At 74.2% G+C, this 4,634-nt stretch carries 5 protein-coding genes; 1 reads left to right on the top strand and 4 read right to left on the bottom strand.

Features of this window, described 5'->3' with window-relative positions:
• Positions 1–61: 61 nt before the first annotated feature.
• The 4 genes from serB to NT8_RS27260 all read right to left on the bottom strand — a co-directional run bounded on the left by serB (position 62) and on the right by NT8_RS27260 (position 3,558).
• Positions 62–1,273: a phosphoserine phosphatase SerB gene (serB, locus tag NT8_RS27275; RefSeq protein WP_067975760.1), complete on the bottom strand. Its 1,212-nt coding sequence runs from the start codon at positions 1,271–1,273 to the stop codon at positions 62–64.
• A gap of 104 nt (positions 1,274–1,377) precedes the next feature.
• Positions 1,378–2,013 (bottom strand): DUF1707 SHOCT-like domain-containing protein, encoded by a 636-nt coding sequence (locus NT8_RS27270; protein WP_067975757.1) that lies wholly within the window; start codon positions 2,011–2,013, stop codon positions 1,378–1,380.
• A gap of 50 nt (positions 2,014–2,063) precedes the next feature.
• Positions 2,064–2,687 (bottom strand): DUF1707 SHOCT-like domain-containing protein, encoded by a 624-nt coding sequence (locus tag NT8_RS27265; RefSeq protein ID WP_067975755.1) that lies wholly within the window; start codon positions 2,685–2,687, stop codon positions 2,064–2,066.
• Between the two features lie 97 nt (positions 2,688–2,784).
• A complete protein-coding gene (locus tag NT8_RS27260; RefSeq protein ID WP_067975753.1) occupies positions 2,785–3,558 on the bottom strand; it encodes a hypothetical protein in 774 nt (257 codons plus the stop codon).
• A gap of 115 nt (positions 3,559–3,673) precedes the next feature.
• On the opposite strand from NT8_RS27260, the gene NT8_RS27255 reads away from it, so the two are divergent.
• Entirely contained in the window at positions 3,674–4,459 is a 786-nt protein-coding gene (locus NT8_RS27255; RefSeq protein ID WP_067975750.1) for an ABC transporter ATP-binding protein, read from the top strand.
• The last annotated feature ends 175 nt before the right edge of the window (positions 4,460–4,634 follow it).

Here is a 4,634-nt window from a genome sequence, read left to right as displayed (position 1 = left end):
TCCCGGCCACCGATCCGAGGATCGGTGGCCGGGGGCCGTGGTGTGCGGTCCGCTCCGTCGGCTACTCGGCGCGGTCGGCCGCCTCGATCTCTTCGCGGCTGATCCCGAGCAGGAACACGATGGTGTCGAGGTAGGGCACGCTGACCGAGGTGTCGGCCTGCCGGCGGACCACCGGCTTGGCGTTGAACGCCACCCCCAGGCCCGCTGCGCGCAGCATGTCGAGGTCGTTGGCGCCGTCACCGATGGCGACCGTCTGGTTGAGCGGCACTCCCGCCTCGCGGGCGAACCGCTCCAGGGCGAGGGCCTTGCCCTTGCGGTCGACGATGGGCCCCGTCAGCCCGCCCGTGAGCTTGCCGTCGACGATCTCCAGCGTGTTCGCCGCCGAGTAGTCGATGTCGAGCCGCTCCACCAGGGAGTCGGTGATCTGCGTGAACCCCCCGCTGACGATCGCGCACTCGTACCCCAGCCGCTTCAGCGTGCGGATCAGGGTGCGCGCCCCGGGGGTGAGCACCAGCCGTTCGCGGACCGCGTCGAGCGCCGACGCGTCCAGCCCTTCGAGCAGGGCCACCCTGCGGCGCAGCGACTCCTCGAAGTCCAGTTCGCCCCGCATCGCCTCCTCGGTGACGCGGGCGACCTCCTCGGCGCAGCCGGCGTGCTCGGCGAGGAGCTCGATGACCTCGCCCTGGATCAGGGTGGAGTCGACGTCCATGACGATGAGGTGCTTGGCCCGCCGGTGCAGCCCGCTCGGCTGGAGCGCCACGTCGATGGACTGGGTGGCGGCCTCCATGGCGAGGTCCTCGCGCAGCCGCTCCGGGTCGGCCCCGGAGACCTCCAGCTCGATCGACGTCACCGGGTAGCTCGCCAGCCGCTCGATGCGGTCGATGTTCGCCCCGGCCCGGGCCACGCACGACGCGATCGCGCCCAGCGCCCCCGGCCGCAGCGGGTCGGCGAGGATGGTGACGTGCAGCCGCTCGCCGGCGCCCGCGCTCACGCGCTCGCTGCCGGGCGCGAACTCCACGTCCATGTCGAGGTCGATCGACGTCTTCTCCAGCGCGTGGCGCACCTCGTCGAAGACGCGTTCGCGGCTGACCCCCGGCGCCACGCCCTCGTCGACCGAGAGCAGCGCCCCCAGGACGAGGCGGCCGCCGATGACGACCTGTTCGAGGTCGACCAGGATGACCGGGTACACCGAGAGGGTGCTGAGCAGCCGCGCGCTCACACCGGGGCGGTCGCGCCCGGTGACCGTTACCAGGAGGGTGGAGATATCGTTCATCGCGCTGTCCACGGTACTCGGCCCGGCCGGGGGCGGGTGGGGCAGGGCGGCCAAGGTCCGGCCGCCGTTCACCCGGCGGTCACCGGCGGACCCGGCGGCCGCGGTCAGCAGCCGCGCCGGCGGCTCTTCTTCTTTTTCTTCGGCCCCTTGGCCTTGACCTCGATGCCGCCGAACATGCAGGTCCCCGTGAGGCGGATGGTGGGCGCGTTGGGGTCGGTGACGGTGTCGGTGCCGTGCAGGCTCGTCCCGCCCAGGATGGCCGTCGTGTTGTTCACCACACGCACGCCGTGCGGGACGGTGATGTCGACCCCGCCGAAGATCACCGCGCACTGCACCGTGACCTCCCGCTGGGTGAGGACCGCCTCGCGGAAGTCGAGTTCGATCCCGCCGAACAGGACCGACGCGTTCGTGCGGGGCTCCACCAGCCAGCGGCCCGTGCGCTCGGCGCCGCCGAACACCGCGACGATGTTCTCCCGCCCGGTGCTGCCGGCCGCGAGGGACCGGGCCTCGTCGGTGGAGACGGTCATGCCCACGGGCGCCCCCGGCGCGGGCGCCGCACCGGACAGGGGCAGGTCGTGGGTGAGCGGGGCGAGCTCGCCGATGGTCTTGGCGCGGTAGAGGGCGTCGAGGCGCTCCTCGTGCTCGTCCTGCGTCAACCGCCCTTCGGCCATGGCCTCGCGCAGGCGCTCGGCCACGCGGTCGCGGTCGGCGTCGGACGCGCGCATGTGGTCGGAATCCATTGGTCTCCAGCTCTCTCCCGCTACTCCGCTCTCCGGTACCCGCCCCGTCGTCAGTCGTCGAGGCCCTTGGTCTCCACGATGACGGAGCCCAGCAGGCACAGCCCGCGGATGACGATGGTGGGGGCGTCCGGCGGGACGTCGCCGGACTCGCCGAGGGTCACGGCGCCCAGGATGGCCGACGCCTTGTTGACCACCCGCACCCCCGGCGGGACGATCACGGACACGTTGCCGAGGACCACGGCGGCCTGCACGGTGACCTCGCGCTGCGCCATGACGGCCTGCCGCATGTCCAGCTCGACGTTGCCCAGCAGCACCGACGCGTTGGTGCGCTTCTCGACGAGCCAGCGGCCCTTGCGTTCGGCCGTGCCGAGGAGGGCGACGAGGTTCTCGCTGCCGGTGGCGGACGCGACCAGGTCGGCGTCCTCGGCGGCGGGCGGGCGCCGGGCGGCGAACGCGGCGGAGCCGGGCGTCTGGGGCAGGTCCTCGGTCAGCGGGGCCAGGTCCGCGTGGGTCTTGGCGGCGTAGACGGCGTCGAGGCGTTCGCTGTGCTCCTCCTGCGTCAGCCGGCCCTCGCCCAGGGCCGTGGCGAGGATCTCGGCCACGCGGTCGCGGTCGGCGTCGGAGGCGCGCAGAGCGGGGGAGGAGGAGCGGGCGGACGGGGCCGTGTCGTTCATGTCTACGAGTATCGGCCCTCGCGGGGCCGCGCGGAATCGGGAACGACCCCTGGTTTCCCCTGAGGACGGTATGCCGCCGACCCTGACCGCCCGGGGGTCACCGGGTCGCGGCGGCCCCGTAGGCGGCGACGCGGGCGCGTCGGACGGCGCTGTCGAGGACGCGGAGGGCCCGGCGGCGCGACTCCATCTGGGCGGCCGACAGTCCGCGGCCGTCGTCGGCGCCGGCGAGGCGGACCACCACGGCGAGCCGGTCGGCCTGGGCGGCGAGGCGGTGGGCCCGCTGCGGGTGGCCGGGGGCGAGCCCGTCGCTGGGGGCGCGGTCGGCGTCGCGGAGGTCGGCGAGGGCGCGGGTGACCTCGGGGCTCCACGTGGAGACGTCGTCGACCTGGCCGAAGAGGGCGGCGGACTCGCGGATGGCGAGGGTCAGCCGGTGCTCGGCGTCGGCCAGGGGGACGGGTTCGGGGTCGGTGTCGGCGGCCGGGTAGGGGGTCCAGGCGACGCCGACGTAGGAGGAGCCGCGCCGGTCCTCGCCCGGGACCAGACCGACCTGGCGGTCCGCGAGCCGCACCAGGACCGCCTCGCGCGCGTCGATCGCGGCGGTGTTGAGGTCGGCCGCCCCGACCAGGCCGAGGGGGTCGCCGGGGACGGGCAGGCTGAGCCGGAACGCGCTCAGCCCGTGGGAGCGCAGCCGGGCGAGCGCCGACCGCAGCGGGGCGCCCGCCTCGAACGGCAGCCCCGGGGGGACGTCGCCGACGACGTGGGGTCCCGTGCGCCGCTCCACCGCGTCGACGGCGTCGTCGAGCCCGGCCTGGCCGGCCAGCCAGGCGTTGCCCCACGCGACCAACTGGGCGGATGACAGTTCTCGCAGCATTGGTTCAGCCTAGATCGGTGCACGGACCAACAGGCGCGTCCGCTAGGTTCGCATCGGAGCGCGGCGGTCTGCGCGGCGCTACGGGACTCGGAGCGCGGTGGAACAGGGAGTGGAATTGGACGGCCAGGTGCTGCGGATGAGCGGCGTGACGGTGCGCCGCGGCGATGCCGTGCTGCTGCGCGACGTCGAGTGGACGGTGGAGGACGACGAGCGGTGGGTGGTGATCGGTCCGAACGGGGCCGGCAAGACCACGCTGCTGAGCGTCGCGGCCGCCCAGACCGCCCCGTCCGCCGGTACGGCGCACGTCCTGGGGGAGCGGTTGGACGAGGCCGACACCCAGGAGCTGCGGTCGATGGTGGGGTTCTCCAGCGCCGCGGTCGCCAACCGGGTCCCGGACTCCGCTGTGGTGCGGGACCTGGTGATCAGCGCCTCCTACGGGCTGCTGGGCCGGTTCGGTGAGGAGTACCAGACCCCCGACCACAGCCGTGCGCGGGCGCTGCTGAACCGGTGGGGTGCGGCGCCGCTGGCGGAGCGGCGGTTCGGCACGCTGTCGGAGGGGGAGCGCAAGCGGGTGCTGATCGCCCGCGCGCTGATGGCCGACCCCGAGCTGCTGCTGCTGGACGAGCCGGCGGCGGGGCTGGACCTGGGCGGCCGCGAGGACCTGCTGCGCCGGCTGGCGGTGCTGGCCGACGACATCGACGCGCCGACGCCGGTGATCGTGTCGCACCACGTCGAGGAGATCCCGCCCGGGTTCACGCACGGGCTGCTGATGCGCGGCGGGGCGGTGGTGGCGGCGGGGCCGCTGGAGCAGGTGATGACGGGCGAGGCGCTGGGCGAGACGTTCGGTCTGACGCTGAAGGTCGACCGGCACGGCGACCGGTGGAGCGCCCGGGCGGTCTGATCCGCGTCGGGCGGGCCGAAACGGCGGCATCCGGTTGGCCGGAATCGGCGGTGTTGTCCGCTTCCGGTCAGGGTCGGCATGTTTGACGGGAGTTCATGGCCGTTCCGCGGGAAGGCGCGGGCGGGCGGCCCTTATGATCGCCGCGTGGACGTCCGCTTCGCGGCCGTCCACGCAC

Origin of the sequence: Nocardiopsis trehalosi NBRC 14201 (genome assembly GCF_001552555.1) — a bacterium.
Taxonomy (GTDB): Bacteria; Actinomycetota; Actinomycetes; order Streptosporangiales; family Streptosporangiaceae; genus Nocardiopsis_B; species Nocardiopsis_B trehalosi.
The sequence above is the reverse complement of the archived record's forward strand: the minus strand, read 5'-3'. Positions and strand labels throughout refer to the sequence as shown.

What these genes read in the sequence shown, in the direction of transcription:
- NT8_RS27265 (WP_067975755.1), bottom strand. Translation starts at nt 2,687, where the DNA reads ATGAACGACACGGCCCCGTCCGCCCGCTCCTCCTCCCCCGCTCTGCGC.
- NT8_RS27260 (WP_067975753.1), bottom strand. Translation starts at nt 3,558, where the DNA reads ATGCTGCGAGAACTGTCATCCGCCCAGTTGGTCGCGTGGGGCAACGCC.
- serB (WP_067975760.1), bottom strand. Translation starts at nt 1,273, where the DNA reads ATGAACGATATCTCCACCCTCCTGGTAACGGTCACCGGGCGCGACCGC.
- NT8_RS27270 (WP_067975757.1), bottom strand. Translation starts at nt 2,013, where the DNA reads ATGGATTCCGACCACATGCGCGCGTCCGACGCCGACCGCGACCGCGTG.